Here is a 1,502-nt window from a genome sequence, read left to right on the forward strand (position 1 = left end):
ACGCTTTCTAGATATGAGTTCTTAAAGCATGATCTTGATCGCCCCATTCTTCCACCCGCAGAATTATTTCTGGATGTCGATCAATTCTTTACAGCGGCTAAACCCAACGCACGTTTGGCATTAGAGAAAGAGGCGGACAAAGAAAGCGAAGAAGCACCGCAATTTTTAGCCGTACCAGATTTAGCAGTGCACCGCCGTGATGCAGACCCTATTAATCGTTTGCGTGCTCTAGTCTCCCAAGAGAAAGTGCGCATAGTCATTTGTAGCGATAGCAATGGTCGAAAAGAATCTATACGCCAACTCTTTGAAGAGAGTAATTCTATTGCAGGACTAAATGGCAAACCACTCTACCCATTAAAGCCAGAGGGCTTTGAAGGTATTGCTGATTTTATTAAGAGTGATTCACTTTTTGGATTGGTTACAGCCCAACTCTTTAATGGATTTACTTGGCCAGCTGAAAACCTCATCGTTGTTACTGAAGCAGAGCTCTTTACAACCACAGCGCGTCAACGACGTAAAGGAAAAGAAAGTGAGAGCGCCGATCCGGACATGCTCTTTAAGGATTTATCTGAGCTCAAGATTGGTGATCCTGTAGTGCATTCTGATCATGGTATTGGTCGTTATCAAGGATTGGTGCTACTTAATTTAGCTCCACCAAAAGAAGAGCCTATTTTTGAAGAGTTCTTGCACTTGGTTTACGCCAAAGATGCGACTCTGTATGTACCAGTGCAACAGCTACAAATGGTCACCCGTTACGCAGGCTCTGATCCCGATTCGGCGCCACTGCATCAACTAGGGTCTGGACAGTGGGATAAAGCACGACGTAAGGCTGCGCAACAAATTCGAGATACCGCTGCTGAACTACTGAGTTTGTATGCCGCAAGAGCGATACGTAAAGGTCATGCCTTTGAATTCTCGGCCCATGATTACGCTGCTTTTGCAGAAAGCTTTGGCTTCGAAGAAACACCAGATCAGGCTAATGCCATTGCAGCAGTCATCGGCGATATGACCAGTGGCACTCCAATGGATCGACTGGTGTGTGGAGATGTGGGTTTTGGCAAAACCGAGGTTGCTCTTCGCGCCAGTTTTGTTGCAGTAATGGGTGGTAAGCAAGTAGCCATCCTAGCGCCGACCACCCTCCTCGCAGAACAGCATGTTGCCACCTGGAAAGATCGCTTTGCCGATTGGCCAGTACGCATTGTTGAGCTTTCACGCTTTAAAACTACTAAAGAAATTAATGCAGCACTTGAAGCCATTGCTAAAGGCGAGGCTGACATCATCATTGGCACACATAAGCTGTTATCAAAAGAAACTCAATTTGCCAATTTGGGATTAGTGATTGTCGATGAGGAGCATCGTTTTGGGGTGCATCAAAAGGATGCGCTTAAAGCATTGCGCGCCGAAGTGGATATCCTGACTCTGACTGCTACGCCGATTCCAAGAACACTGGGTATGGCCATGGAAGGCTTGCGTGAGTTTTCTGTTATTGCTACAGCACCCCA

The 1,502-nt window shown here is 46.4% G+C and carries 1 protein-coding gene; it reads left to right on the forward strand.

The features are described from left to right. The coding region (locus B7Y67_RS17750; protein ID WP_293599764.1) for a DEAD/DEAH box helicase at positions 1–1,502 on the forward strand (1,502 nt) is incomplete at both ends.

It is taken from the genome of Polynucleobacter sp. 35-46-11 (genome assembly GCF_002281105.1).